Raw genomic sequence first — 24861 nt, 5'->3', positions numbered from 1 at the left:
ATTTATTTTCTATCAAACAGGAAAAGACTTTACCGAAGATTACACAGAATTTTGGCAAGTCGGCTCTTCTGCAATATAAAATGTGCTTTTACTTTTAGTAAGAAAATCCATTTGTGTCAACAATGAGATATAGATGGGTATAATCTCACTTTTGGAGAGATTTTTCTCTTTCTGATAATTCTGAATTGGATACGATACTATAGCTTTGGGCCATGATTAAGGAAGACATCGCTAGCATTCTGGCCAATTATACTTTTAATTCTTTTGAGAATTTTGAATTTCAGGCATTTGGTGCTGGTTTGATACACGGCACATATTTGATTGAGTCTGGCGATGCGAAATTCATTTTGCAGGAATTCAACAATGGAGTGTTTCAATTTCCGGAGCGTATTTCCCATAATCAGCGCTTAATCAAATCTCAGGGAAATGATACTTTTCTTCCATTTCAGCTTCCTTTGCCCATATTAAATTCAAATAATAAGTTAATCACGACGGTGCACGGCCGTCTTTTCCGCTTGTTTGAATTCGTGTCAGGGCAGACTATCCAAGAAATCTCTGGGCTAGACCAAGCCTACTTGGCAGCAAAAGCTTATGGAGTATTTGCGGAATGGGGAAAAGGCATAGATACCAGCCAGTTGCAGGAATGCATCCCAAACTTCCATCGTTTGGATCTGCGCTTCGCAAAGCTGGAAGAAGTTGCTGCAGGAATAAAATCCCTTTCAAAAGAAGATCAGCTGGTATTGGATTTTTACTTGAGTCAAAAGAAATTGATTGAATCATATCAAGAATTCAAAGCGATCCTTCCTCAGCGACTTACCCACAACGATACAAAAATCAACAATCTGATTTTTTCCCATGATCTTCAAAAAGTGGAAGCTGTAGTCGATCTGGATACCTTGATGAGCGGGTACTTGATGTATGATTTTGGGGATTTGGTACGAACAGTGGCATGTTCTGTATCGGAAACCAGTCGGAATTGGAATGAGATTAAACTTGAAATCCCTGTTTTCGAGCAATTACTTAAAGGCTACTGGGAAGGTGTCAAATCCTTGGCTACAGAAGATGAAGCTAAATCCTTGCTTCTGGCAGGGGAAGTAATGATATGCATTATGGGCCTTCGCTTTTTCACTGACCACCTCCAAGGTAATGTATATTATAAAGTGGAATATCCTGAACAGAATTTTCACCGGGCAAAAAACCAAATGCTTTTACTGCAAAGTCTTCAGGAAAATAAGGTTGAAATAGAGAAAATCTGGAAGGCTGTCACACAATCCTAAAATTGTATTCTGACAATTCCGGTCATTTTTTATTGGCAATTGGACTGAGTGGGTTTAATTTGTCCTAACCCAAAAATCAATTTTCCTTGTCCGGATTTTTTGACACCAAGATAGAGTTTCTCAAAGGAGTTGGCCCGCAGCGTGCCGCTCTGATCAACAAGGAGTTGAATATTTTCACCTTCAGTGAATTGCTACAGCATTATCCTTTTCGATACGAGGACAGAACGAAGTTTTTCAAGATTCGGGAGTTGCATTCTGAGATGGAATCAGTGCAGGTTATTGCAAAAGTCCGAAAGTTGGAGCTCGTAGGGATGGGCAATAAAAAGCGACTGGTGGCTCATGTGGCGGATGAAACTGGGGAAATGGAAATGACTTGGTTCAAAGGAATTGCATGGGTTCAAAAGAATATTGTACCAGGCGCAGTTTATGTTTTTCTGGGAAAACCTGCCCAGTTCGGAAGAAAGTGGAGTATCGCACATCCCGAGATGGAGCCGCTTACCTCAGCTAACGAAAAGAGAAATAATTTCCAGCCCGTTTATTCTACTACGGAAAAGCTGAGAGCCAGATTTTTGGATTCCAAAGGTATTTCCAAAATCATGGAGCAGTTGGTTCAGGTTTGCTTTCCACATATTCAGGAGACGATTTCTGGGGAGATTTTGCAGCAATATCAACTTATTGGGAAGAAGGAGGCTATTCGGCAGATTCACTTTCCTACTGAGCCAAACCTACTTCAGCGAGCTAGAAAGCGTTTAAAATTCGAGGAGTTTTTCTATTTGCAACTTCGACTTTTAATGCTGAAGGTAGCCCGGACTGAGAAGTTTCGTGGACAGATACTGAACAATACAGAATTACTCACCGAGTTTTATACCAACCACATTCCTTTCGAGCTCACCAATGCCCAGAAACGGGTTGTTCGCGAATCATACGGGGATATGAAGTCAGGCAAGCAGATGAATCGCCTGATCCAAGGAGACGTGGGAAGTGGTAAAACGATGGTTGCGTTTATTTGCGCGTTGATTGCGATCAGTTCTGGGGCTCAGGCTTGCTTGATGGCTCCTACGGAGATTCTGGCGACACAGCATTATGCTGGTTTGAAGGAATTCGCTGATATGATGGGGCTAAAAATTGCTTTGCTCACAGGCTCGACCAAGAAATCTGCCCGAAAAATCATTCACGAGGAACTGCTTTCCGGTGAACTCAAGATACTGATTGGAACGCATGCACTTTTAGAAGATGTGGTTCAATTCCAAAACCTGGCTTTGGCAATCGTCGACGAGCAGCATCGTTTTGGTGTAGCGCAAAGAGCTAAGCTTTGGGCTAAAAATGAAGAGTTTATTCCTCACGTATTGGTCATGACGGCGACCCCAATTCCAAGGACGCTGGCGATGACACTTTACGGGGATTTGGATGTGTCCGTGATCGATGAGATGCCGGCGGGAAGAAAGCCGATTCAGACTGTGCATCGCTATGATAAGGATCGCTTGAAGGTCTTTGGTTTTATTAATCAAGAAATCAAAAAAGGAAGGCAAGTTTATATCGTTTACCCGCTGATCGAAGAGTCCGAAAAGATGGATTTGAAAAATGTCATGGATGGCTTTGAAAGTATCTCCCGTGCATTCCCCAATTATCCAATTAGCATCGTGAACGGAAGTATGAAGGCTGATGCGAAGGAATACGAGATGCAGCGCTTCGTGAAAGGTGAAACGAAGATCATGGTGGCAACAACGGTAATTGAGGTGGGAGTGAATGTGCCCAATGCTTCGGTGATGATCATTGAGAATGCAGAGCGTTTTGGGCTATCTCAGTTGCATCAGTTGCGCGGAAGAGTGGGAAGAGGTGCTGAGCAGAGTTATTGCATTCTGATGAGCAAGTATGAGCTTTCTAAAGATTCCCGGGTGCGATTGGAAACAATGGTTCGTACCAATGACGGGTTTGAGATCGCTGATGTGGATTTGCGATTACGCGGACCGGGAGATCTGATGGGGACTCAGCAAAGTGGAATCACCGATTTGTTGATTGCTGATCTAAGTAAAGATGCTCCGATTTTGACTTTGGCAAGGGATGCGGCCCAGCAGCTATTGGTTAATGACCCAGAATTGACTCAGCCAGAAAATGCTCCGATTCTTAGACAAATTAAGCAACAGAAGAAAACGGCTGTAAACTGGAGTAGGATTTCTTGATTTGCAAACTACGCGACATCCTTTTCTTCGAAGTGCTTTATTTTATTGAGGTCTTTCTCTTTTTGCAAACCTTCTTCTTCGATATCATAGTCGTTTTGTAGTCCAAGCCAGAATTTAGCTGAATTTCCAAAATATTTACTCAGTCTGAGAGCTGTATCTGCAGTGATCCGGCGATTGCCTTTTATAATCTCTGAAATTCTGGTTTGAGGAATGTTTAGGTCTTTAGATAATCGATAAGCAGTGATATTTAACGGCTCCAAAAACTCCAAATTCAATACTTCTCCCGGGTGTATGTTTGCTAATTTTTCCATGGTGTTAATGATAATCTACTATTTCTACTTGTGTTGAGTTTCCGTTTTCCCATTTAAAAATTATTCGCCAATGTATGTTTATTCGAATGCTATAATATCCGGCTAAATTCCCCGCTAGTTTTTCTAACCGATTGGAAGGAGGTATAAGCAAATCTCCAATTTCTTGAGAGTTGTTCAGCATTCTTAATTTTCTACGACAAATTTGCTGAATGTCTGGAGGGAGTTTTTTCACTCTGATACCATCCCAAATCTTTTCAGTTTCTTTTGATCCAAATGATAGAATCATATGTGTTCGTTTTACTAACGTGATAAGTTAGTAAAAGTTATTTTGGCTTTTACTTCTTTTTAGAAAACAATCCACCTATTCTTCTGAAAATCTGCTTCTCTTTTTCCCAGAAGAATTTAAACTGGCCGAAAATAAAGCCATAAATCAGAAGAAATATTTGATAAAGGGGAAGTACCAGTAAGAGATATAAAAGGGTATTGACTAAACCGCCTTTTTCTACACCGAAGAAGTCAAGGATTGGATTCTTGATAAAAAGTATGGTGAATCCGGTGCAGGCAAAAACAACCAAAACTAAAACGACCTGAAGGAGGCTGTCCAATTTCCATTTGGATTGAAGGCGCTGAAGAAAGCCTGGTTTATCGTTTTCCGCTGACATCACCCAAAAGTAAAAAGAATCAGTCTAAATAAAATAGCCGGCGCTAGGCCGGCTATCATTTTTACCAAGTAAATAAGTCTTGATTGAGACTTTGAAGTGCTTCTTTTTTGAATTTTGAGTCTACCAAAACTGAAACGTTATGGCGGCTACCACCAAAGGATACCATTCTAACAGGATATTCTATCAGCGAATCAATTACGGATTGGATAGCACCTTTGCTTTCCGAAACCATATTGCCCACGATACAGATGATAGTCTGGTCTCTATCAACCTCCACGCTACAGAATGTACCCAGTTCTTCTAAAATATGGTCCAGGTGACTTAAATCGTCAATAGTTACCGATACTGCCACCTCAGATGTAGTGATCATATCGATTGGAGTTTTATATTTTTCAAAAATCTCAAATACCTTTCTCAGGAAACCATAAGCCAAAAGCATTCGGCTGGATTTAATTTTGATAGCTGTGATACCGTCTTTGGCTGCGATAGCTTTTACACCAACCGAATCCACTTCAGCTTTGATCAATGTTCCGTGAGCTTCCGGTTGCATGGTGTTGAGCAATTTCACCGGTACGTTAAATTGTTGAGCAGGCCAGATAGATGCCGGATGAAGAATTTTGGCTCCAAAATAAGCAAGCTCGGCAGCTTCGTCGAAGGACATTTCAGCGATTGGGCGCGTTTTATCAACAATCCTAGGATCGTTATTATGCATTCCGTCGATATCCGTCCAGATCTCGCAGGCTGTAGCTTGAATTGCGGCAGCAACCAAAGAAGCAGTGTAATCCGATCCGCCACGCTTCAGGTTATCCACTTCATTCAGGTGGTTTTTGCAGATAAAACCTTGGGTGATGAAGATCGTGTCGTCTGGATGCTGGGCAAGTATCGCCTTCAATCGGTCTGAGATTTTTTGAAGTTCTGGCTCTGCATTTTCATCAATACTCATGAAGTCAAGTGCAGAAAGGAAAACGGCAGGAATTTCCAGTTCTTCCAAAAGGGTATGAAATAGCTTCGTAGAAAGCAATTCGCCTTGTGCTAGAATGTCGCGATTGATTGCCTCATTAAAAGAGATTCTCAAAAGGATATTCAAAAACTCAAAATGCTCCTTGATGATTTCCTGAGCCTTTTCTCGTGCAGCTTCGGTCTTTACCAGTTTTGGATAAAAGTCATTGTAATGTGCATGAAGCTCATCTATCCTTGATTTAGCCAGCACTTTATCAGCTGAAGCCAGAGCCTCTCCGATACTTACCAACGAATTGGTTGTGCCAGAAAGAGCAGAAAGAACTACGATTTTCGATTCATCACCACGGGTGATCAGGTCTTTTACCTGATGCATGCGTTCTGGACGGCCCACAGAGGTGCCTCCAAATTTCATGATTTTCATATACTTAAAAGGTTAATAGGTTTTTGTCTTAGAATCCAAGCATTTTGACAGCGGTGATAGCCGCTTCGTCGCCTTTGTTACCATGCTTTCCTCCAGCACGATCCATGGCTTGCTGCTGAGTATTTGGGGTCAATACTCCAAAAATCACTGGCTTATTGTATTTCAAACTCACATTGGTAATACCATGAGCAACCGCGTCACAAATAAAATCAAAATGCTTAGTCTCACCTTGGATTACGCATCCGAGACAGATTACTGCATCAATGCTTTCTTCCTGAGCTAGCCATTGAGCAGCAAGAGTAAGCTCAAATGAACCAGGGACATTCTTGCGGATAATATTTTCTTTTTTCGCTCCGTTTTCGATAAGAGTCTGATAAGCACCAGAATAGAGTGCTTCAGTTACGTCTTCGTTCCATTCGGATACGATGATTCCAAATGTTTTATCGCTGATGTCCTGAACGTTTTTGGGGGAATGTGCACTAAGGCTTTTAAGTGAAGTTGCCATTGATAGGTTCTTTATAAAGTGTTGTAAACAAAAAAAGAGTAAGACCGCAGGGCCTTACTCTTCTAGTATGCTATAGAAAAAGCATTACTTAGAGGCAAGACCTTCTAAGCGAGCTTTATGTTTTCGTGCTGAAGAAAATTCGAAAGACTCGAAATACTTGTCTTCGATCTCACCATAGGCAGCAATTGCTTCAGGAATGTTGCCTGCAGCTTCGTATGCGATAGCCAATTTAGTCAAATACTTAGGTGTGAAATACTTATTTTCATCGTATTCAGCCGCTTTTTTGTAATTAGCGATAGCCTTATCAGTATTGCCAAGCTCCATATTTGCATCTCCGATTAGAGAATAAGCTTTAGCCTGTACCAAGAAATCATCTGCTGAGAATTGCTCCAATTCTGTAATTGCTTCTTCGTATTTTCTCTCAGAAAGGTAGATAGAGCCAATGTAGAAATGTGCAAGATTTGCTGCATCTGTTCTTGGGTAGTCATCTACAATGTTAAGTAAGCCAGCATTAATACCGTCACCTTCTAAAGCAAGTTGTACACTGTCTTGTTCGAAGAAATACACTGCCTGGAACATTTCCTTCTGTGCTTTCTCATTTTGGTTTTGATTATTGATTTGGAAAAATAGAATTCCACCGATCAAAATCACTGCTGCGATCAATACGCCAGCTAGTACCTTACTATTCTGCTTTAAAAAAGCCTCACCTTTACCTAATCTTGATGCTATCTCGGAAGGATCTTCCAAAAGATCATTGTGGTGGTCTGGGTGTACTCTTTTAGTTTGTTTCGTTGCCATGCTACTCAAATTTCAGCCGCAAATATACGGTTTTTATAATTTCTACAAAGCCCAATAAAAAAGCCATGAAAGCTTTCTGTCTTCATGGCTTTTAAGTGGTTATGTAATTATTGATTTATTCCATTACAAATGGATAGTCTTCCTGGATGTAAACATCCTTGAAAGCATCCTGTCCGTCAGGCCAAGGGGATTCTTCAGCGAATTTCACCGCATCGGTTACTTTTTGTTTTACGCCTTTTACGATTTCTTCTATCTCTTCTTCTGTAAGAATATTATTTTCTTTGATGGTAGCAAGCACTTGCTCCATTGGATCACGCTGCTTGTATTCTTCTACTTCCTCTTTGGTTCTGTATTTCTGAGGATCAGACATCGAGTGTCCTTTGTATCTGTAAGTTCTCATTTCAAGCAAGGTCGGCCCATCGCCTCTTCTTGCTCTATCAGCAGCTTCAGCTACTGCTTCGTGAACTGCTTCGACGTTCATTCCATCCACTGCGAATGATGGCATGTCATAAGATTCTCCCAAGGTAGAAAGATCCTCAACGTTGGATGATCTCTTTACAGCAGTGCCCATTGCATAGCCATTGTTTTCAATGACGAAAATCACAGGAGTCTTGTAAAGCATAGCCAAATTCAATGCTTCGTGAAAAGCACCTTGACGTACAGCACCATCGCCCATGTAGCAAATTGCTAGGTTTTTGGTGCCTTTATATTTTTCCGCGAAGCCCATTCCAAGCCCCATAGGAATTTGTGCTCCTACGATTCCGTGACCTCCCATAAAGTTTTTCTCTTTATCGAAAATGTGCATGGAACCACCTTTTCCTTTGGTAGTACCCGTTGCTTTACCGAAAAGCTCAGCCATTACAGCACCTGGATCAGTACCCAATCCAAGTGGGTGAGCGTGACAACGATAAGCTGTGATCCACTTGTCGTCTGGGGTCAAAGCTGAAATAGCTCCAGAAGCACATGCTTCCTGACCGATATATAAATGACAGAATCCTCTGATTTTTTGCTGACCGTAAAGTTGTCCAGCTTTCTCCTCGAACCTCCTCATTAAGAGCATGCTCTCGTACCAAAAGGTATAAGTTTCTTTTGAATATTTTACTTTAGACTTAGTCGCTGCAGTTTTCTTTGCCATATCGTAATGATGAAAATATGCTAATTTTAGGATCCAAATATAATCATCCCGCCCTAAATAACAGGCTCCCTTCGAAATAATTACCCAATCTCATGCACCTGAAGTCTCTCGAACTCTTACAATTTAAAAACCATGAGAAGACCCGACTCCAATTTTCCAGCGAGATCAATTGCTTTGTAGGCTTGAATGGAAGTGGAAAAACCAATGTGCTGGATGGGATACACTATCTGTCTTTGACCAAAAGCGCCGTGCAATCCAGCGATAGTCTGAATGTGCAGCATGAGAAAGATTTCTTTGCGATCAAGGGGCAATTTGAACTGGCAGAAGAAAAGCAGTTGGAGGTGAGATGCACGGTAGAATTGGGGAAAAAGAAGCAGATTTATCAAAATGGAAAGGCACTTGCCAAAACTTCGGAGCATGTAGGTCTGATTCCTTTGGTCCTCATAGCTCCTGATGACACGGAGTTGATCAAAGGTGGAAGCGACGGACGCAGAAAGTTTTTTGATGGATTGATTTCGCAGCTTGATCATACCTACCTCGATCAATTGATTAGATACCATCATTTTTTAAAGCAGCGAAATGCCTTGCTGAAGAAGTTTGCCGAAACTGGAAGACGTGATTTGACACTTTTGGACAATTACGATTCTGAGTTAATTGAACTAAGTATTGTCCTTGCTGCTAGAAGAAATGAGCTTCTGGCGGAAATGGCTCCCTTATTACAAAGTCATTATTCCGAAATTTCCCAAGGACAGGAATTGGTTAGTGTGATTTATGAAACCGAAGCTTTGCGACCGGACTTCGAAGATTATTTCAAAAGCCTTCGGAAAAAAGACCTGATCACCAAAAACAGTAATGCAGGAATTCATAAAGATGATTTTGGCTTTATGATTGGTGAGCACCCTATTCGAAAGATCGGTAGCCAAGGACAGCAGAAATCATACATCATAGCCCTGAAGCTTGCTCAATTCCAGATTTTCGAAAAAGAGAAGGGTGAAAAGCCAATTCTGCTACTGGATGATATCTTTGATAAGCTAGATGATCTGAGGATTGCCCAAATGATGCAGCTAATATCTCAGCATACCTTTGGGCAGATATTTTTGACCGATGCGCGACCTGAAAGGTCAAAGAAGATACTTTCAAAGTTGGATTCTGCAGTTTCTTTCTTTTCGTTGAAAGAAGGAGTTGTTTCTATCGAGACATAAAAAAAGGAGCCGAAGCTCCTTTATCTTATTTCCATAACTCAGCTGGATATTCTCCAGCATCATGTAGTTTCTTAAGTGAATCGATCACCACAGGTTTATCCTCTGTGTAGGTGACACCAAACCAAGTTTTCCCACCTTCTAAGATGTCAAAGGCAGCTTCATCTGCTTGAATGAGATTATTAGCTACCGTAGGAATGTAGAATTCAGATTTCAGGTTTTCGCGATTTGCAGGAAGAAACTCATTCCACATCTTCTCGATGTCAGCAAAAACATCTTGATGGAAGCCCCAGAAGTTCATACTTACTGGAGTTCCTTCAGCGATTTCCAAAACATCGTCTTCTCCTTTACTTAGGATTTTTCCGTTTTCGCGAGCAATAGAAGTTCTTTCTACCATTCCGATTAGATGACCTTTTTCATTGGTTTCGCAGACACCTCGACTTACAGTGCCGTTTTCAGAAAGTACATTTTGAACAGCATACCCAACCATTGCATGAAGGTCGGACTTGACTTCAGTTGTGAGAAATTTCCCGATCGCTTCAAAAGCTTCTTTTCCATAAAAATCATCTGCGTTGATCACCGCAAAAGGCTCTTTGATTACATCTTTGGCACAGAGCATAGCATGAGCTGTTCCGAATGGCTTCTTGCGATCTGCTTGCTTCAATTCGGCAGGCACAAAGCTATCAAGTGACTGAATCACAAAGTCAACTTCGATTTTACCTTCCAGTTTCGGGAGGAATTTCTCCTTTGCTACTTCAAGAATTTCTTCCCGCACGATAAAGACAACTTTGCCGAAGCCGGCTCTAATAGCATCAAAAATGGAATATTCAAGAATAGTCTCTCCGTTTGGGCCAAATCCATCGATTTGCTTATTTCCACCATATCGGCTTCCCATTCCTGCTGCAAGTAATAAAAGTGTTGGTCTCTGGTTCATAGTAGGTTTAATAAATCGTTGGCAAAAATAAGTTTTTATGTCAGGACGACAAGAGAACTATGCAGTTTTGCAAATAGCCTTTGGTTTTCAAAAGAACTAATAAATTGAAGGAGGTAGGAGATTTTTGGAAAATAAGGATTTTTTAATACTGAAATTTTAAATCAAAACTGTATTGAATAGAAACTATGGGTAAAATTTTACCCTATATATCAATTATTTTAATTTTCTGTTTAGTTTTATGCCATAATCTCAAAAAACCATGACCCATTGAAAAAATGAAAAAAATTGAAGCGATTATCAGAACTTCCCGCTTTGACCAGATCCACAGTTGTGTGGCAGCGCTTGGGGTGAAGTTTCTAACATTTTATGAAGTGAAAGGCATGGGCCTGGAGCATGCCAGACTTGAAATGTACCGTGGTGTTCCTTATGAGCCGGCATACATTCCAAGGACTAAAATCGAAATAGTCACTGTAGAAGAATTAGTGGAACCTGTGATTAACTGCATTCTTACTGAAGGCAAGACGGGTCAGGTAGGTGATGGGAAAATCTTCGTCTATGACGTATTGGAAGCCTACCGTGTCAGAAATACAGACACTGGCGAGCAGGCACTCTAATCTTATTCATTCAATCATCGAACCTATTCAAAAAAATGCAGGACTTATTTACCGTCAATAATTTATGGATGATGATCGCCACCACAATGGTTTTCATCATGCACTTGGGCTTTGCCAGCTTGGAAGCTGGGCTTACACGCTCAAAAAATACCGTTAACATTCTATTCAAAAACACTATTATCCCAGCGATTGGGCTTTTGACTTACGCCTTTGTAGGTTTCAACTTAATGTATCCAGGTGCAGAATATGCAGGTTCCTTCTTTGGATTTGCAGGTTTTGGTCTTAGCCTTCCAGAAGGCTGGGATACTAGTGAGTACAACGCAGGTTATACTTTCTTTACAGATTTTATTTTCCAGGCAATGTTTGCTGCTACGGCTGCAACGATTGTTTCTGGTGCTGTAGCTGAGCGAGTGAAGCTTGGGCCATTCATCTTTTTCTCCTTCTTATATGTAGGGATTTGTTATCCTATCGTAGGGATGTGGAAATGGGGCGGAGGATTCCTTAATACGTTGGAAACACCGTTCTATGATTTTGCTGGATCTACGATTGTCCACTCTGTAGGAGGCTGGGGAGCATTAATTGGAGCTGCACTTTTAGGCCCAAGAATCGGAAAATATACTTCTAGAGGTATGACTGCGATTCCTGGTCACAATATTCCACTAGCTACGCTTGGCGTGTTCTTGCTGTGGTTTGGATGGTTTGGTTTCAATGGCGGATCAGTGCTTAGCGCCGATCCTGGATTGGTTTCCAAAGTATTTGTAACTACTTCTATGGCCGCAGCTGCTGGCGCTTTTGGTGCATTGATCGTTTCCTATTTAATGTTTAAAACCTACGATATCACGATGGTATTGAACGGTATTTTGGCAGGCTTAGTGGGAATCACTGCTGGTGCTGACCAAATGGGCGTCAATTCTTCAATTATTATTGGCCTGATCGGTGGTGGATTAATTGTCCTTGCAGTTGTATTCTTTGACAAAATCAAAATTGATGATCCAGTTGGAGCAATTTCAGTTCACTTAGTAGGCGGTATCTGGGGTACTTTAGCAGTTGGTATTTTCGGAGATCTTGCTGGCGTAGGTCAGTTTGTTTCTCAGTTGATAGGAGTGGTTGCTGTGGGAGTGTTCTGTGTGATTTTCGCAGGTGTGATATTCTTTGTGATGAAAAAAACCATTGGAATCCGAGTGGATGAGGCTGAAGAAACGGAAGGTTTGGATATTAACGAACACAGCATGCGTGCATATCCGGATTTTGCGACAAAAGATTAATTAAAGACAACCAACTACCATAAATGAAAAAGCCCCGATCCAAATTTTGGTCGGGGCTTTTAGTTTAATATGCTGGCTCGAAATATCTATTGAGAATCACATGGTGGATTTTACCAAACATCTGGTAGCACCAGTCTTTGAATTCCTGAATTTCTGTGGGTGAAATTAATCTTAATCCTTTTCTCAGCTCACGTTCAAACAAATATTTTGAAAAGCTGACCTTTTGTAAGATAGTCTTCACATATTCGATCATAGTCTAAAGAGTTTAAGGTTTTAACTGATTTTAAGTTTCAATACGGAGGCATTTCTCCATATGTTGCGTTATTTTAGAAATCAAAGAGTAGAATATTCCCTATTTTCGCAACCATGATTAAAACGCTTGCCCGATTCATTTTCGTATGTGGCCTGTTCCTATTTTCTGGATTGGCTGTGGCTCAAGATGTTCAGATTGAGCTTGGACCTGCTGAGATCGGTTTGAATGAAACATTCACTATCAAAGTAACTCTCAGCAACGAGAAAATCAAATCTTACGATCAATTTCCCGAGATACCAAGTTTCCAAAAACAAGGAATCTCTCAATCTTCCTCGATGAACCTCATCAATGGACAGATGAGCAGTTCTAATAGCATCATCCAATACTATAAACCAAGTAAGAAGGGAGATTTTACTTTACCATCTTTTGAGCTTTCAATTAATGGTCAAGCATATTCTTCAGCGGGCAAAAAAATCACAGTCGGAGACGCATCAAGCTCTAATGGCGGTAGAAATGCCGCTGCTGATCCTTTCGCAGATTTCTTTGGAAGATCTGCAGTAGAAGATCCGGAGTATGTGGAGCTCGAGGATGATGCGTTTTTCTCAGTATCCGTGGATAAAGAAGAGGTTTACCAAGGTGAAGGAGTTAATGTTAGTTTAGCATTTTACATGTCTGAATCTAACCAAGCTCCTTTTAATTTTCATGAACCAGGTAGGCAGCTAGATGACATTTTGAAGAAAATAAAGCCTAGCAATGCCTGGGAAGAAAACTTTAACATCAGCAACATAGATCCGGAGCAAGTGACCATCAATGGTAAAAGATGGACAAAGTTTAAAGTATATGAAGCTACTTTCTTCCCTTTTTCCGAAGGAGAAATAGTTATTCCCAGAATTCCTTGGGAGATGATTAAGTATAAAATAGCTAAGAACCCGACTTTTTTTGGAGCTAATAGGCAAGAGGACTTCAAGACTTTCTATTCCAATCCAAAGACTATTAAGGTCAAGCCTCTTCCTCCCCATCCATTGAAAAATGAGGTTAGCGTTGGTCAATTTCAGCTAAGAGAGAATATCAAAAATATAGAAGTTGAGACTGGTCAGGGCTTTGATTATAATTTTGGTGTTAGCGGTGTGGGAAATATAAATGCGGTGTCTGCTCCAAAGAGGATTCCAATGGCCAATCTGAATACCTATGACCCAAATGTCCGACAGCAGATAAATCGAGGATATGGTAGAGTTTCAGGAATAAAAGAATTCAATTATTACATCACGATCAACGAAGCAGGAGAAGTAGACCTTGGGAAGAATTTTGAATGGGTTTATTTTGACCCGGACCGTGCGGTGTATGATACATTGAGACCGCAGGCTAAAATAACCGTGGTAGGAGAAAGTAAAGCAAATCAGGCGATTTCCTCTCAAAGATTAGGAGGGCTTTACGACCGCATTTCTACGGAGGATAATCGGTTTTTAAACGAGAAATATAAATACTATTTTACAATCGCAATCAACGTGTTGTTGCTGATAGCAGTGGCATTACTGGCTGTTTTGATAATTAGAAAGAGATAATGGGCAATTCATTTGGGAAGCTATTCAAGATCACCACATTCGGTGAATCACATGGGCTAGCTTTAGGGGTAATCATTGAAGGGTGCCCAGCAGGACTGAGAATAGATGAGGCAAAACTTATTGCAGAGATGCAACGCAGGAAGCCAGGACAGTCCAAAATCACCACACAACGTAAGGAAGAGGACGAATTTGAGATTAAATCCGGAGTTTTTGAAGGAGTAACGACAGGAACTCCAATCGGGATAGTGATCAATAATTCGGATCAAAAGAGTAAGGATTACTCTCATATCTCAGACAAATTCCGGCCTTCGCATGCGGACTTCACCTACTTTGAGAAGTATGGATTGAGAGATTATCGTGGAGGTGGGAGAAGTTCTGCCAGAGAAACTGCCGCACGTGTAGTAGCTGGAGCTATCGCAAAACAACTTTTAGAAACAAAAGGAATTGCTATCCAGGCTTATGTATCTCAGGTTGGTGATTTGAAGTTGAATAAAAGCCATGAAGAGCTTGACTTGTCAAAAGCAGAGGAGAATATTGTGAGATGTCCAGATCCAGTTGTTGCGGAGGAGATGATTGAATTGATCGATTCGGTACGGAAGGATCGTGATACTATCGGCGGTGTTGTAAGCTGTGTGATTAAAAATACTCCAGTAGGGATCGGAGAACCAGTATTTGACAGACTTCATGCAGAGCTAGGAAAAGCTATGCTGAGTATCAATGCTGTGAAAGGTTTTGAATACGGATCTGGCTTCGAGGGAGTGAAAATGCGTGGCTCTAAGCATAATGATGTGTTTTTCCAAGAAGGAGATAAAGTCAAAACCAAAACGAATTATTCTGGTGGAATCCAAGGCGGTATTTCCAACGGAGAAGATATTTATTTCAATGTGGCATTTAAGCCGGTAGCAACTATCATGACAGATCAGGCATCAGTGAATGAGGCTGGAGAAGAAGTAGTGGTTTCCGGAAAAGGACGCCATGACCCATGTGTAGTGCCTAGAGCAGTACCGATTGTGGAAGCAATGGCTGCATTAGTCATAGCTGATTATATTTTGTTAGCAAAAAGTAATAAACTGCAAGACTTCTAAACCAATTCCTATGTTTAAAAAGATACCCTTACATACCCAAATTATCATCGGACTTGTTCTGGGGTTGATTTTTGGTTTAGTAGTTATTAAAACTTCCATCCCCAATTCTGTTACTATTGATTACATCAAGCCATTTGGGACGATTTTCATTAATGGCTTGAAAATGATCGCTGTACCTCTGGTATTGGCCTCATTGATAGTAGGGGTTTCAAACTTGGGTGATGTTTCCAAGCTGAGTAGAATTGGTGGAAAGACGATAGGTACTTATCTGGTTACAACCGTTCTGGCTGTGACAATTGGTCTTTTGCTTGTGAATGTTTTTAAGCCAGGAAAAAGCCTACCTCCGGAGACTAGGGAAAATCTAATGAGTTTGTATGAAGGTGATGCGGGATCAAGAGTTGGTCAAGCTGCTGAACTTCAGAAACAAAGCCCTTTGCAACCTTTAGTGGACATAGTTCCTGATAACGTATTTAGAGCGACAACTGACAATGCAGCCATGCTACAGGTTGTTTTCTTCGCTATTCTCGTAGGAATTGCGCTTTTGCAAGTGCAAAAAAGTAAAGCGGCTCCTGTGATCGCGTTTTTCGACGGAATGAATGATGTAATTATCCAGATCGTGAATTACATCATGATGATTGCTCCTTTTGGAGTTTTTGCGCTCATGGCTTCCTTAATCGTGGAGATTGCCGGTGAAAATCCAGATTCTGCAGTCCAGTTATTAATGGCTTTGTTGAAATATAGCTTGGTAGTATTGGGAGGGTTATTTACCATGATCTTGGTTGTATATCCATTGATATTGATGGCATTCACTAAAGTGAAATACAAGGATTTTTTCAAGGCAATTAGACCGGCGCAATTGTTGGCTTTTTCCACAAGCTCAAGTTCTGCTACACTTCCTGTTACGATGAAACAAGTGGAGGAAGAGCTAGGGGTTTCTGAGGAGATATCCAGCTTCGTCCTACCATTGGGAGCTACCGTGAATATGGATGGGACTAGCCTTTACCAAGGGGTAGCAGCAGTATTTATTGCGCAAGCTTTAGGAATGGAATTGAGTTTGACACAGCAATTGATGATCGTATTAACCGCTACGCTTGCTTCAATCGGTTCTGCTGGTGTTCCTGGTGCTGGATTGATTATGTTGATTATTGTACTGGAATCAATTGGTGTTCCTGCGGCTGGTATCGCATTGATTATTGCTCCGGATCGTATTTTGGATATGTTCCGAACAGTGGTGAATGTCACTGGGGATGCCACTGTGTGTACAATTGTAGCAAGTACTGAAGGGGAGTTGCCGGATGGATTGATTAGAAAATCAAACCCATTGACGCCAAACGAATAGAAATAGAATTTTGGTTTTACATAAAAAGATGGTTTCGTCATTCTTGACGGAACCATCTTTTGGTTAGATAGGATTCTATTTTAAAAAATTTCCAATGATATTGGAATCGACTAAAGTTTACGATTCGTTGAATGTAATGAAGTAATTATTCAATACATCAAATTATTATTTAACTTAATAGCATGGAAACCATTGTAATAGAAGTGGAAAGTAGCGAGCGATCCAAGGAAATCAAGTCAGCTCTAAAGGCATTGAATGTGAAGTTTATTACATCCGAAGGAGTCGAAGAATCAAAGGAAATCGCAGAAAGTGTAGCTCAGGGCTATAAAGAAATGCTTGATGTAAAATCAGGCAAATTGAAAGCTAAAAATGCTAGAGATATAATTGACTGATTGTGACCTATAAAGTCAAATCTGTTCCTGAATTTGAGAAAGAGCTTAAAAAGCTTCTTAAGAAATATCATTCCCTACGATCAGAATATATAAAGCTCATCGAAAAACTTGAAATAAACCCAACCGAAGGAACCCCACTTTTTAAGAATTGCTACAAAATAAGATTGTCAATAGCTTCAAAGGGGAAAGGGAAGTCCGGCGGTGCGAGAGTAATAACTAACTTTGCTATTTCTGATGATACTGTTTATTTACTTTCCATCTATGATAAATCAGATCAAGAGAATATTACAGATTCCTACATAAAATCTTTACTTAGAGACCTTGATCAATGAAATTTCAGATCATAAAAAAATGGTCCCGTCATCTCTGACAGGACCATTTTTTCTTTTCAGGAAGCTAAATCTTACTTCAAGCTTCCTGTCATCTCTTCTGGTTTCACCCATTCGTCAAACTGCTCAGAAGTCAATAAGTTAAGCGCAATCGCAGCTTCTCTTAAACTTGTACCTTCCTTATGTGCTTTCTTAGCAATTGCAGCAGCATTTTCATAGCCGATATGTGGATTCAAAGCGGTCACGAGCATCAATGAATTCTCCAAATGTCTCTGGATCATAGCTGTGTTTGGCTCGATTCCTACTGCACAGTGATCGTTAAATGACACGCATGCATCACCAATTAGTCTAGCAGAAGTAAGGAAATTAGAAGCGATCAATGGCTTGAATACGTTCAATTCAAAATGACCATTTGAACCTCCAATAGAAATAGCTACATCATTTCCCATTACTTGAGCAGCTACCATTGTCAAGGCTTCTACTTGTGTTGGGTTTACTTTGCCCGGCATGATAGAAGATCCAGGCTCATTTTCAGGGATCAAAATCTCACCAATTCCAGATCTGGGACCAGAAGAAAGCATTCTTACATCATTGGCGATTTTCATCAGGGAAACTGCCAATTGCTTCAATGCACCATGAGTTTCTACCATGGCATCGTGAGCAGCAAGCGCTTCAAATTTATTCTCAGCAGTGACAAAAGGCTGTCCTGAAAGTTCAGCAATTTTCTTAGCCACTAACTCGGAATATCCCTTTGGCGTATTAAGACCAGTTCCTACGGCGGTTCCTCCTAGCGCTAATTCAGATAAATGTGAAAGGGTGTTTCTCAAGGCTTTTAAGCCATGATTAAGCTGTGCCACATAACCACTGAACTCTTGACCCAATGTAAGCGGTGTGGCATCCATAAAGTGTGTACGCCCGATTTTAACCACATCCTTGAATGCTTCTGCTTTCTCAGCAAGTGTATCTCTAAGTTTTTCAACTCCAGGAATCGTAGTCTCCATTACCATTTTGTATGCGGCGATATGCATAGCAGTCGGGTAGGTGTCGTTGGAAGATTGAGACTTGTTTACATCGTCATTTGGGTGGATTTTCTTTTTGGCATCTTCCAAAGAACCGCCAAGAAGCACATGAGCGCGGTAAGCGATCACCTCGTTAGAGTTCATATTAGACTGCGTACCTGAACCAGTTTGCCAGATTACCAAAGGAAATTGATCATCGTGCTGACCTGCCAAAATCTCATCACATACTTTTCCGATGATATCAGCTTTTTCCTGATCTAAAACTCCAAGTTCGGCATTGGTCTGTGCCGCCGCTTTTTTCAAAATCGCAAAAGCATGAGTGATTTCAACTGGCATGCGGTTTTTCTCACCACCGATTTTGAAATTGTTAATGGATCTTTGGGTCTGCGCGCCCCAGTATTTGTCAGCAGGCACCTCTACAGGCCCCATGGTGTCTTTTTCTATGCGGATGCTCATATTGTATGTTTTATTGAATCTTTTTTGCGGCGCTAAATTAACCCCAAAAGCCATTTTTCCCTAAGAAAGAAGGGCTAATCCTTCATTTGGAAGTTGATGAGCTTATGAAAGACTGCCCGTGAAGCTTTCACCTGCCGGTTGAAAAAATACAAGGCTACTGCGTAATTAATAATTCCCAGCACAAAACAGATGCTGGCATAGGCGTAATTGGGAAGTATAAAGCAATAAAATGCAGTAAAGGCTAGTAAAATGACAGACCAAAAAGCAATGAAAAAAAGTGCTCCTGGAAATAATCTGTAATTAATAAAAAGTATGCATCCCCGGGGAGTTGTTTCAATTTTCCCCAAAATCAAAGGCAGAAATGTGTCGGCCCTATCCACAACTTTAGAAATTCTGAATCCTTTTTGGCCGATCAGGCCATTGAAAAGAATATCTCCTTTGACCTGAGTTCTCGGATCCAAATAATTGACTTCCCTAGTCACACGATTCAAATGACTTAGCACCTCCTCTTTGGAAAGAGCGCTGACTAAGGTTTCGCTATCGTAGGGTAAGAGATTCAATTTTTATTTAACGGCGATGCATGAGATTTCCACATTTACGTTTTTAGGAAGTTTACTCACTTCTACAGTTTCCCGCGCCGGAGGATTGGATTTGAAGTACTGTCCATAGGCTTCATTGATTGTGCCAAACTCATTCATGTTTTTGATAAAAATGCTGCATTTGACGATATCGCTGAAAGTGAAATCCGCGGCTCTAAGAACAGCCTCTAGGTTTTTCATCACCGCATGAGTTTCCTCAGTGATATTCTCATTGATCAATTCGCCAGTCTCTGCATCCAAAGCGATCTGTCCGGAAACATAAAGCGTATTGCCTGCTAAAACTGCCTGAGAATAGGGGCCAATTGGCGCTGGAGCCTCATTGGTGAAGATAATGTGATTTGCCATTTATTTTTAATTTTCAAATTTGGGTACTAAGTCCAAAATAATCTTGTGGGTATGTCGAGCTTTTAGCTTTTTGATGTTAGCCTTAAGCCTTTAATTTCGCTTCATTCCAATAAACATCCATCTCAGCCAAAGTCATCTCGCTGAGGGTTTTACCAGATTCCTTTGCTGCTTCCTCCAAATACTGAAACCGTTTGATGAATTTCTTATTCGTTCGTTCTAAAGCTTCTTCCGGATTTATGTCAATAAATCGTGCATAGTTAATCAAAGAAAAGAGTAAGTCGCCAAATTCGCCGCTGGCTTTTTCCTGATCGATTTCCTTATCATCAATTACATTGAATTCTTCCTTGAATTCCTGCATTTCCTCTTCCACTTTCTCCCAAACCTGGCTTTTCTCTTCCCAATCAAAACCAACTCCTCGGGCTTTTTCCTGAATTCTCATTGCTTTGATTAAGGCTGGAAGTGATTTAGGCACACCCCCAAGAACCGATTTATTTCCTTTTTCGGTGAGTTTTATTTTCTCCCAGTTTTGCTTCACCGCCTCTTCATCCTCCACCTGGGTGTCACCATAAATATGAGGATGACGACGGATTAGCTTTTCGCAAAGCGAATCGATCATGGTAGTGATATCAAAATTGCCTTCTTCAGATCCGATTCTTGCATAGAAAACAATATGGAGGAGAATATCTCCCAATTCCTTTTTGATCTCGTCTGGATCTCCTTCGAGAATTGCATCTGAAAGCTCAAAAGTTTCTTCGATTGTCAAATGTCTTAGACTTTCTGTCGTTTGTTTTTTATCCCAAGGACATTGCTCCCTGAGTTCATCCATGATGGTAAGTAATCTATCAAAAGCTGCCAATTTCTCGGCTCGGGTACTCAAATTTGTCATGGGTGAGGAAACTATGCTAGGATTGTGGACGTTTTCGAAGTAAAGCCTTAAATTTGCGCAAATTTATCCGTTATGACAACCGTATTTCTAACACTTGGTTTCGTTGCTTTATTCTTCATTATGATGTCTGTAAGGCTAATATTCCTCAAAAACGGCGAATTCAAGGGCACTTGTGCCTCCCAAAGTCCTTATCTGAATAAAGAAGGAGCTACTTGTGGATTCTGTGGTAAAACCATGGATGGTGATACCACCTGTGGAAATCCCGACAATGAAGTGGACAAGGTCATGGCCAAATTCAAATAAAGTTAATCCTGTCGCCTGACGGGATTTATTAGTTTTTAATCAAATCAAATTACCATACGTGTCACTAATTAAATCAATCTCTGGCATCAGAGGTACTATCGGCGGAAAGGCTGGCGATGGACTTACTCCCATAGATATAGTCAAATTTGCTTCTGCATATGGAGCTTGGGTACTCGAAAAAACAAATAATCCTAAAGTAATCATTGGGAGAGACGCACGTCTTTCCGGTGAGATGGTTTCTGGATTAGTTTCGGCAACACTCCAAGGCATGGGGATCAATGTGATTGATCTTGGTTTGAGCACTACGCCTACTGTCGAATTTGCAGTTCCTTTGGAAAAAGCAGGTGGAGGAATCATCCTAACTGCAAGCCATAACCCAGTGCAGTGGAATGCCCTAAAGCTGCTCAATGCGAAGGGTGAATTTATTTCCGATGCAGAAGGAAAGGACATTTTGGAGAAAGCCGAAAAGGAAGATTTCTCTTTTGCTGAAGTGAAAAAATTAGGGAGCTATACGCAAATCACTGATTACATCGAGCGTCATGTTCAGCACGTGTTGGATCTTGAATTGGTAGATGTAGAAGCCATCAAAGCAAGAAATTTCAAAGTAGTAGTGGATGCAGTTAATTCCACTGGAGGAATAGCGGTTCCTATGCTTTTGAGAGCTTTGGGTGTGACAGAAATAGAGGAAATGTACTGTACTCCTGATGGTCATTTTCCACATAATCCCGAGCCACTTCCAGAAAACTTAAGAGATATTTCTCACAAGTTGGAAAGAGGAAGTTATGATTTAGGCATCGTTGTCGATCCTGATGTGGATAGACTAGCTTTTATTAATGAGGACGGGTCGGCCTTCGGTGAAGAATATACTTTAGTAGCAGTTGCCGATTATGTGCTGTCAAAGACTCCTGGAAACACTGTTTCCAACCTTAGCTCTACTCGCGCGCTACGTGACGTCACAGAAAAAAGAGGTGGAACTTACAAATCCTCAGCTGTAGGTGAAGTGAATGTAGTCAATCAAATGAAAGCTGTGGATGCAGTAATAGGTGGTGAAGGAAATGGAGGTATCATCTATCCTACTTCTCATTATGGTCGTGATGCCTTAGTAGGAATTGGTTTGTTTTTGACTCATTTAGCTTATTTTGGAAAGACAATTTCCAGACTCAGAGCTACTTACCCTAATTATCATATCTCAAAAAATAAAATCGAACTCACTCCTGAGATTGACGTCGATAAAATTTTGCTAGAGATCAAAAAGAAGTATAAAAACCATCCTATCAACGATATAGACGGAGTCAAAATCGAATTTGAAAAGGAATGGGTACATTTGCGGAAGTCAAATACTGAGCCGATCATTAGGATTTACTCAGAGTCTGAATCTGAAGCTACCGCAGAGCACTTAGCGAAAAAGCTTATTGCTGATATCAAAGAAGTAGTGAATGCTTCAATGATTTAAGCTCCACAGAATTAAAAATATATAAATTCAAAGTGAAAAGGTAACTCTAGCATTGAGGCAACTTCGGTCACCGGTCATCGGTCATCCGTCCAGCCAACCAAAAGGAAATACGATTATTGGCATACCTCCAGGTAATCGCTGTAAAGAATATACAACCCAACACGAGTACGATGAAAGTTTATTTAGACAATGCAGCCACCACTGCCATGGACGATCGGGTGATCGAAGCCATGATACCTTTTATGAGAAATCATTATGGCAATCCTTCTTCTGTCCATAGTTTTGGAAGAGAAGTTAGGACTGCTATTGAGAGATCCAGAAAGAAGGTTGCTGAATTGTTGAATGCTACTCCTGCTGAAATTTTCTTTACCTCAGGAGGGACCGAAGCTGATAATACAGCGATTGTTTGCGGAATAGAAAGCCACGGCATCACCCATGCGATTACATCTCCTCTTGAGCATCATGCAGTGTTACATACACTTGAGGTTTGTGAGAAAAAAGGACATATCAAGCTTAGTATTCTGGATGTAAATGAGAAAGGTGAATTGGATATGAATCAGCTGGAAGAATTGCTGAAAGCAAATCCAAAAAGCTTGGTTTCTCTGATGCATGCAAACAATGAGATAGGAAACCTGAACGACTTGAATCGTATCGGTTCTCTTGCCAAAGAGTATGATGCGTTTTTCCATTCTGACACAGTGCAGACTATGGGACATTATTTTCATGATTTAAAATCCCTTCCAGTAGATTCCATAGTCGCAGGTGGACATAAATTCCATGGGCCAAAAGGTTCAGGATTTCTTTATGTAAAAAAAGATAAGAAAATCCATCCTTTGATTCACGGCGGAGCTCAGGAGAGAAATATGCGTGGTGGAACGGAGAATGTGATTGGAATTATCGGAATCGCAAAAGCTTTGGAGATTGCCTATGAAGATATGGCTGAACATCAAGTTCATGTTGAAGCAATCAAAAAGCATTTTATCCAAAGCCTGACTCAGGAAATTCCTGGAGTAGAATTCAATGGACTTTCAGGAGATTTGGATAAGAGTTTATACACTGTTCTCAGCGTAAGCTTACCTCCATCCGAAGCGAACAGTGGTATGTTGCTTTTTAATCTTGATTTGGAAGGTGTATCTGCTTCAGGAGGGTCTGCTTGCAGTTCTGGAGCTACAGTTGGTTCGCATGTGCTAAGAGCAATCAATCACACACCAGAACGGGATGCGGTTAGATTTTCGTTCAGCCGATTTAATACAATAGAAGAAGTTGACTATACAGTCGGAAAGTTGAAAGAACTTTACACCGTCGAAGCATAATAAATAATAAAAAAGGAGCTCAGAAGGCTCCTTTTTTTAATTTCAGCTTTTAGAATTTTAGATTCCTATTTGCCTTGATATCCAATAGCATAAGGAGTCCATATCTCATAAATAGGGTCGCCTTTGGAACTTAGACCGCTATGATGCCATTCTCCGTCGATTACCTCATAATTGAAGTCTAAGTTGGCACCGACCCGGCTATCATCCCGGGAAAAGAAAGTGATGCTTTCCACATATTTACCATCCTTAGCAGTGTAAGTGCCTCCCCCCGTTCCGGAAAATTCTTTTGTTTCAGAGTTGAAAGCAATCCATTGAAATCTACCCCCGCTAAGGATTTTCACAGTTCTTCTAGCTCCCGGAGTTGATCTGGATATTTCTTCTCCTCTTTTTCTACCTGTTATCACCCAGTTTCCCGTAAGATCGTCTTCCGTGTCAGACACTTTTTCCCAGATTTCTACGAGCATTTTTCCATTGATATCCGATGAAATCACCATTTTCTCATTCACCCAATCAAGTTTGTATTTATTTGAAGTTCCAACTTGAAAAGGATCTAGGGTAAAGAAATCTAAAGTCTCCACATAATTACCATCATTATAGGCAAATGGACCTCCACCGGCACTGATAAAGTGATTGTCAGCGACCTGCTTAGCTCCAAATGCGAAATAATCATCTTGATAAATCTTGATGTATTCAATATCCTTTACTTCTTGACCATCTTGATGGGTAAGTTTCCAAGCGCCTTGCAGGCTTTGAGCCTCCGCCCAACTGAAGAATAATAAGGCTGTAAAAAAAAGTATAGTTGCTTTCATGGTCTTAACGGGTTTTATTCACCTATTAAATTCAACAAGATTCGGCAGAAAACCAATGCTTTATATATGTGATGGCTTGATTTCCTGATAAATGAGAGTTTTCGCCTTTGAAATTCATAGTTTAATAAAATGAAAGTTTTCTTGATTGGGGCATCTAAAAGTCAAGCGGAGCAAATGATTGCCGAAGACACCATTCACCAGATTGATTTGGACGGTCAGATTATCGCCTTGGTAAGGCAAAAGGATGAGTTTTTCGCATTTCAAAGTACCTGTCCGCATCGTGGAGCTTCCTTGCTACAGGGAGATCTGGATGCCGGGATAATCAGGTGTTCTTTGCACGGTTATTCTTTTGATTTGAAATCTGGAGAGGTCCAGCTCGGTTTATGCTCGGCTTTGAAAACCTATTCAGTGGAACTGACAGAGGAAGGCTTAAAGATCTCCGTTCCAAATGAATAGC

The 24861-nt window shown here is 40.8% G+C and carries 28 protein-coding genes; 14 read left to right on the top strand and 14 right to left on the bottom strand.

Translation table 11 applies throughout. From position 1 onward, the window contains the following. The first annotated feature begins 212 nt into the window (after window positions 1-212). Together AACZ87_RS09560 and recG are read left to right on the top strand one after the other, a co-directional pair. On the top strand, window positions 213-1277 hold the full coding sequence (locus AACZ87_RS09560) for a phosphotransferase (protein ID WP_339866705.1): 1065 nt from the start codon (window positions 213-215) through the stop codon (window positions 1275-1277). 86 nt (window positions 1278-1363) lie between these two features. Beyond that, the gene (recG, locus tag AACZ87_RS09555; RefSeq protein ID WP_339866704.1) at window positions 1364-3457 is read left to right on the top strand and encodes an ATP-dependent DNA helicase RecG; all 2094 of its coding nucleotides are present in this window, start codon (window positions 1364-1366) and stop codon (window positions 3455-3457) included. Between the two features lie 8 nt (window positions 3458-3465). On the opposite strand, the gene AACZ87_RS09550 is transcribed toward recG, so the two are convergent. From AACZ87_RS09550 to pdhA, 7 genes are all read right to left on the bottom strand, one after another. After that, window positions 3466-3768 carry a HigA family addiction module antitoxin gene (locus AACZ87_RS09550; RefSeq protein WP_339866703.1) on the bottom strand — a complete coding sequence of 101 codons (303 nt, stop codon included), beginning with the start codon at window positions 3766-3768 and terminating at the stop codon, window positions 3466-3468. A 4-nt stretch (window positions 3769-3772) separates the two neighbouring features. After that, window positions 3773-4054 carry a type II toxin-antitoxin system RelE/ParE family toxin gene (locus AACZ87_RS09545; protein WP_339866701.1) on the bottom strand — a complete coding sequence of 94 codons (282 nt, stop codon included), beginning with the start codon at window positions 4052-4054 and terminating at the stop codon, window positions 3773-3775. Between the two features lie 49 nt (window positions 4055-4103). After that, window positions 4104-4430, bottom strand: coding sequence for a DUF6787 family protein (locus AACZ87_RS09540; RefSeq protein ID WP_339866700.1), 327 nt, complete (start codon window positions 4428-4430; stop codon window positions 4104-4106). Window positions 4431-4491: 61 nt separating this feature from the next. After that, window positions 4492-5811, bottom strand: coding sequence for an aspartate kinase (locus tag AACZ87_RS09535; protein WP_339866699.1), 1320 nt, complete (start codon window positions 5809-5811; stop codon window positions 4492-4494). A 28-nt stretch (window positions 5812-5839) separates the two neighbouring features. Next, entirely contained in the window at window positions 5840-6316 is a 477-nt protein-coding gene (gene ribH / locus AACZ87_RS09530; RefSeq protein WP_339866698.1) for a 6,7-dimethyl-8-ribityllumazine synthase, read from the bottom strand. A gap of 84 nt (window positions 6317-6400) precedes the next feature. Beyond that, window positions 6401-7114 carry a tetratricopeptide repeat protein gene (locus AACZ87_RS09525; protein WP_339866697.1) on the bottom strand — a complete coding sequence of 238 codons (714 nt, stop codon included), beginning with the start codon at window positions 7112-7114 and terminating at the stop codon, window positions 6401-6403. A gap of 115 nt (window positions 7115-7229) precedes the next feature. Further along, on the bottom strand, window positions 7230-8249 hold the full coding sequence (pdhA, locus tag AACZ87_RS09520; protein ID WP_339866696.1) for a pyruvate dehydrogenase (acetyl-transferring) E1 component subunit alpha: 1020 nt from the start codon (window positions 8247-8249) through the stop codon (window positions 7230-7232). Between the two features lie 92 nt (window positions 8250-8341). Between pdhA and recF the strand changes: the two genes are divergently transcribed. Continuing rightward, on the top strand, window positions 8342-9451 hold the full coding sequence (gene recF / locus AACZ87_RS09515) for a DNA replication and repair protein RecF (protein WP_339866695.1): 1110 nt from the start codon (window positions 8342-8344) through the stop codon (window positions 9449-9451). 25 nt (window positions 9452-9476) lie between these two features. On the opposite strand, the gene AACZ87_RS09510 is transcribed toward recF, so the two are convergent. After that, a complete protein-coding gene (locus AACZ87_RS09510) occupies window positions 9477-10382 on the bottom strand; it encodes a sugar phosphate nucleotidyltransferase (RefSeq protein WP_339866694.1) in 906 nt (301 codons plus the stop codon). A 275-nt stretch (window positions 10383-10657) separates the two neighbouring features. Between AACZ87_RS09510 and AACZ87_RS09505 the strand changes: the two genes are divergently transcribed. Further along, the gene (locus tag AACZ87_RS09505) at window positions 10658-10996 is read left to right on the top strand and encodes a P-II family nitrogen regulator (RefSeq protein ID WP_339866693.1); all 339 of its coding nucleotides are present in this window, start codon (window positions 10658-10660) and stop codon (window positions 10994-10996) included. 35 nt (window positions 10997-11031) lie between these two features. Then, on the top strand, window positions 11032-12261 hold the full coding sequence (amt, locus tag AACZ87_RS09500) for an ammonium transporter (RefSeq protein WP_339866691.1): 1230 nt from the start codon (window positions 11032-11034) through the stop codon (window positions 12259-12261). 64 nt (window positions 12262-12325) lie between these two features. On the opposite strand, the gene AACZ87_RS09495 is transcribed toward amt, so the two are convergent. Next, complete coding sequence (locus tag AACZ87_RS09495) at window positions 12326-12514, bottom strand: hypothetical protein (RefSeq protein ID WP_283412256.1); 189 nt, start codon at window positions 12512-12514, stop codon at window positions 12326-12328. A gap of 113 nt (window positions 12515-12627) precedes the next feature. Between AACZ87_RS09495 and AACZ87_RS09490 the strand changes: the two genes are divergently transcribed. The 5 genes from AACZ87_RS09490 to AACZ87_RS09470 all read left to right on the top strand — a co-directional run bounded on the left by AACZ87_RS09490 (window position 12628) and on the right by AACZ87_RS09470 (window position 17224). After that, complete coding sequence (locus AACZ87_RS09490) at window positions 12628-14076, top strand: BatD family protein (protein ID WP_339866688.1); 1449 nt, start codon at window positions 12628-12630, stop codon at window positions 14074-14076. After that, window positions 14076-15161, top strand: coding sequence for a chorismate synthase (aroC, locus tag AACZ87_RS09485; RefSeq protein WP_339866686.1), 1086 nt, complete (start codon window positions 14076-14078; stop codon window positions 15159-15161). Before AACZ87_RS09490 ends, aroC begins: the two co-directional genes overlap by 1 nt. Before the next feature lie 10 nt (window positions 15162-15171). Next, on the top strand, window positions 15172-16500 hold the full coding sequence (locus tag AACZ87_RS09480; protein ID WP_339866685.1) for a dicarboxylate/amino acid:cation symporter: 1329 nt from the start codon (window positions 15172-15174) through the stop codon (window positions 16498-16500). A gap of 182 nt (window positions 16501-16682) precedes the next feature. Further along, window positions 16683-16892, top strand: coding sequence for a hypothetical protein (locus tag AACZ87_RS09475; RefSeq protein ID WP_339866684.1), 210 nt, complete (start codon window positions 16683-16685; stop codon window positions 16890-16892). Between the two features lie 2 nt (window positions 16893-16894). Continuing rightward, window positions 16895-17224, top strand: a complete 330-nt coding sequence (locus tag AACZ87_RS09470; protein WP_339866682.1) for a type II toxin-antitoxin system RelE/ParE family toxin — start codon at window positions 16895-16897, stop codon at window positions 17222-17224. A 71-nt stretch (window positions 17225-17295) separates the two neighbouring features. Here AACZ87_RS09470 and fumC read toward each other — a convergent pair whose 3' ends face one another. From fumC to mazG, 4 genes are all read right to left on the bottom strand, one after another. Continuing rightward, window positions 17296-18696, bottom strand: a complete 1401-nt coding sequence (gene fumC, locus AACZ87_RS09465; protein WP_339866680.1) for a class II fumarate hydratase — start codon at window positions 18694-18696, stop codon at window positions 17296-17298. 74 nt (window positions 18697-18770) lie between these two features. Further along, a complete protein-coding gene (locus AACZ87_RS09460; protein ID WP_339866678.1) occupies window positions 18771-19256 on the bottom strand; it encodes a hypothetical protein in 486 nt (161 codons plus the stop codon). A 3-nt stretch (window positions 19257-19259) separates the two neighbouring features. After that, entirely contained in the window at window positions 19260-19640 is a 381-nt protein-coding gene (locus tag AACZ87_RS09455; protein ID WP_339866676.1) for a RidA family protein, read from the bottom strand. 82 nt (window positions 19641-19722) lie between these two features. Beyond that, a complete protein-coding gene (gene mazG / locus AACZ87_RS09450) occupies window positions 19723-20526 on the bottom strand; it encodes a nucleoside triphosphate pyrophosphohydrolase (RefSeq protein WP_339866674.1) in 804 nt (267 codons plus the stop codon). Between the two features lie 72 nt (window positions 20527-20598). On the opposite strand from mazG, the gene AACZ87_RS09445 reads away from it, so the two are divergent. The 3 genes from AACZ87_RS09445 to AACZ87_RS09435 all read left to right on the top strand — a co-directional run bounded on the left by AACZ87_RS09445 (window position 20599) and on the right by AACZ87_RS09435 (window position 23595). Next, complete coding sequence (locus AACZ87_RS09445; RefSeq protein ID WP_339866672.1) at window positions 20599-20829, top strand: hypothetical protein; 231 nt, start codon at window positions 20599-20601, stop codon at window positions 20827-20829. A 58-nt stretch (window positions 20830-20887) separates the two neighbouring features. Beyond that, window positions 20888-22282: a phosphoglucosamine mutase gene (gene glmM / locus AACZ87_RS09440; RefSeq protein ID WP_339866671.1), complete on the top strand. Its 1395-nt coding sequence runs from the start codon at window positions 20888-20890 to the stop codon at window positions 22280-22282. A 170-nt stretch (window positions 22283-22452) separates the two neighbouring features. Continuing rightward, window positions 22453-23595, top strand: coding sequence for a cysteine desulfurase family protein (locus AACZ87_RS09435; protein ID WP_339866670.1), 1143 nt, complete (start codon window positions 22453-22455; stop codon window positions 23593-23595). Between the two features lie 65 nt (window positions 23596-23660). Here the strand turns inward: AACZ87_RS09435 and AACZ87_RS09430 are convergent, their stop codons facing one another. After that, window positions 23661-24404 (bottom strand): hypothetical protein, encoded by a 744-nt coding sequence (locus tag AACZ87_RS09430; RefSeq protein ID WP_339866668.1) that lies wholly within the window; start codon window positions 24402-24404, stop codon window positions 23661-23663. A 129-nt stretch (window positions 24405-24533) separates the two neighbouring features. On the opposite strand from AACZ87_RS09430, the gene AACZ87_RS09425 reads away from it, so the two are divergent. Continuing rightward, window positions 24534-24860 carry a Rieske 2Fe-2S domain-containing protein gene (locus AACZ87_RS09425; protein WP_339866667.1) on the top strand — a complete coding sequence of 109 codons (327 nt, stop codon included), beginning with the start codon at window positions 24534-24536 and terminating at the stop codon, window positions 24858-24860. Window position 24861: the final 1 nt, after the last annotated feature.

Source organism: uncultured Algoriphagus sp., from assembly GCF_963974365.1.
GTDB lineage: Bacteria > Bacteroidota > Bacteroidia > Cytophagales > Cyclobacteriaceae > Algoriphagus.
Note: the sequence above shows the minus strand (reverse complement) of the source record. Positions and strands in the feature narration are given on the sequence as shown.

Excerpts from the sequence above, each read along its gene's own strand:
- AACZ87_RS09560 (WP_339866705.1), top strand. The coding sequence starts at position 213 with ATGATTAAGGAAGACATCGCTAGCATTCTGGCCAATTATACTTTTAAT.
- AACZ87_RS09550 (WP_339866703.1), bottom strand. The coding sequence starts at position 3,768 with ATGGAAAAATTAGCAAACATACACCCGGGAGAAGTATTGAATTTGGAG.
- AACZ87_RS09545 (WP_339866701.1), bottom strand. The coding sequence starts at position 4,054 with ATGATTCTATCATTTGGATCAAAAGAAACTGAAAAGATTTGGGATGGT.
- AACZ87_RS09540 (WP_339866700.1), bottom strand. The coding sequence starts at position 4,430 with ATGTCAGCGGAAAACGATAAACCAGGCTTTCTTCAGCGCCTTCAATCC.
- AACZ87_RS09535 (WP_339866699.1), bottom strand. The coding sequence starts at position 5,811 with ATGAAAATCATGAAATTTGGAGGCACCTCTGTGGGCCGTCCAGAACGC.
- ribH (WP_339866698.1), bottom strand. The coding sequence starts at position 6,316 with ATGGCAACTTCACTTAAAAGCCTTAGTGCACATTCCCCCAAAAACGTT.
- AACZ87_RS09525 (WP_339866697.1), bottom strand. The coding sequence starts at position 7,114 with ATGGCAACGAAACAAACTAAAAGAGTACACCCAGACCACCACAATGAT.
- pdhA (WP_339866696.1), bottom strand. The coding sequence starts at position 8,249 with ATGGCAAAGAAAACTGCAGCGACTAAGTCTAAAGTAAAATATTCAAAA.
- recF (WP_339866695.1), top strand. The coding sequence starts at position 8,342 with ATGCACCTGAAGTCTCTCGAACTCTTACAATTTAAAAACCATGAGAAG.
- AACZ87_RS09510 (WP_339866694.1), bottom strand. The coding sequence starts at position 10,382 with ATGAACCAGAGACCAACACTTTTATTACTTGCAGCAGGAATGGGAAGC.
- AACZ87_RS09505 (WP_339866693.1), top strand. The coding sequence starts at position 10,658 with ATGAAAAAAATTGAAGCGATTATCAGAACTTCCCGCTTTGACCAGATC.
- amt (WP_339866691.1), top strand. The coding sequence starts at position 11,032 with ATGCAGGACTTATTTACCGTCAATAATTTATGGATGATGATCGCCACC.
- AACZ87_RS09495 (WP_283412256.1), bottom strand. The coding sequence starts at position 12,514 with ATGATCGAATATGTGAAGACTATCTTACAAAAGGTCAGCTTTTCAAAA.
- AACZ87_RS09490 (WP_339866688.1), top strand. The coding sequence starts at position 12,628 with ATGATTAAAACGCTTGCCCGATTCATTTTCGTATGTGGCCTGTTCCTA.
- aroC (WP_339866686.1), top strand. The coding sequence starts at position 14,076 with ATGGGCAATTCATTTGGGAAGCTATTCAAGATCACCACATTCGGTGAA.
- AACZ87_RS09480 (WP_339866685.1), top strand. The coding sequence starts at position 15,172 with ATGTTTAAAAAGATACCCTTACATACCCAAATTATCATCGGACTTGTT.
- AACZ87_RS09475 (WP_339866684.1), top strand. The coding sequence starts at position 16,683 with ATGGAAACCATTGTAATAGAAGTGGAAAGTAGCGAGCGATCCAAGGAA.
- fumC (WP_339866680.1), bottom strand. The coding sequence starts at position 18,696 with ATGAGCATCCGCATAGAAAAAGACACCATGGGGCCTGTAGAGGTGCCT.
- AACZ87_RS09455 (WP_339866676.1), bottom strand. The coding sequence starts at position 19,640 with ATGGCAAATCACATTATCTTCACCAATGAGGCTCCAGCGCCAATTGGC.
- mazG (WP_339866674.1), bottom strand. The coding sequence starts at position 20,526 with ATGACAAATTTGAGTACCCGAGCCGAGAAATTGGCAGCTTTTGATAGA.
- AACZ87_RS09445 (WP_339866672.1), top strand. The coding sequence starts at position 20,599 with ATGACAACCGTATTTCTAACACTTGGTTTCGTTGCTTTATTCTTCATT.
- AACZ87_RS09435 (WP_339866670.1), top strand. The coding sequence starts at position 22,453 with ATGAAAGTTTATTTAGACAATGCAGCCACCACTGCCATGGACGATCGG.
- AACZ87_RS09430 (WP_339866668.1), bottom strand. The coding sequence starts at position 24,404 with ATGAAAGCAACTATACTTTTTTTTACAGCCTTATTATTCTTCAGTTGG.
- AACZ87_RS09425 (WP_339866667.1), top strand. The coding sequence starts at position 24,534 with ATGAAAGTTTTCTTGATTGGGGCATCTAAAAGTCAAGCGGAGCAAATG.